This is a genomic window from Dietzia sp. SYD-A1, from assembly GCF_015356725.1.
GTDB lineage: Bacteria > Actinomycetota > Actinomycetes > Mycobacteriales > Mycobacteriaceae > Dietzia.
This window is the reverse complement of record NZ_JADDKI010000501.1, coordinates 1-887: the sequence shown is the minus strand read 5'-3', so window position 1 is coordinate 887 and position 887 is coordinate 1. Positions and strand designations below refer to the sequence as shown.

1 protein-coding gene is annotated in these 887 nt (G+C 72.9%); it reads right to left on the bottom strand.

Annotated elements, in window-relative coordinates:
• Positions 1-166 precede the first annotated feature (166 nt).
• A partial coding sequence (locus IY392_RS16135) for an SDR family NAD(P)-dependent oxidoreductase (protein ID WP_194861767.1) occupies positions 167-887 on the bottom strand: 721 nt, incomplete at its 5' end.

Sequence of the window (887 nt, the reverse complement as noted above, 5' to 3'; positions counted from 1 at the left end):
GCCGTGGCCCGTGCGGGCGCGGGCCCGGCCGTGGCCCGTGCGGGCGCCTCGACGAGTGGTCACAAATGCGGAGAAACCCGCGACCTGAACTGGGAAAACGTGAGCGGGTCTGACCACTCGACGCGGCGGGACGACCCCGGCGCGTCTGGGCCGGCCCCGGCCCCGATCAGGACCTGACGATGCCGTCGATCTCCTCGGGGGTCCACGGCGGACTGTCGTGGAAGTCGCGGTACGCCAGGATCTGCGCCTCCGGGGCCGGGAATCGCCCGATGAAGCCACCCGATCCGGCGAAGACCCCGCCGGTGACACCCTGGGCCAACTCGGAGACGAGATAGGTGTAGAGCGGCGCCACGTACTCAGGGCCGGCCGGATCGAGGGCACCGGCCACGCTGAGCTCGTCGAGCATCCCCCGGCGGCCCAGCTCCCGGATCTGGTCCTCATACCCCTGCCCGCTCGACAACCGGGTCCGGGCGCCCGGGCACACGACGTTCGCCCGCACGCCGTGCTCGGCGAGCTCGGCCGCGATCGCCATGGTCAACGAGGTGACCGCGCCCTTGCCCGCCGGGTAGCCCGTTCCCCCGTAGTCGCCCTTCCAGGCGAACGAGGACGTGGTGACGATGGCACCCGCCCCGGCGGCGACGAAATGCGGTGCGAACACGCGGCACGGCGCGAAGACAGACCCGAGGTGCGCGTCCATGAGTGCCTCGAAGTCGGCGTGACTCACGGTGAGGATCGAGGACCCCGCGGGTTCGGCCACGCCCGCGCAGGTGATCAGACCGGACACCACCGACCCGTCGCGGGCCGCTTCGGCGAGCAGCGACTGCGCCACCGCGGGCTCGTGCGCCGACCCGGGGACCCCGGTGATGCGGCCGTCGGACCGCGCGGAG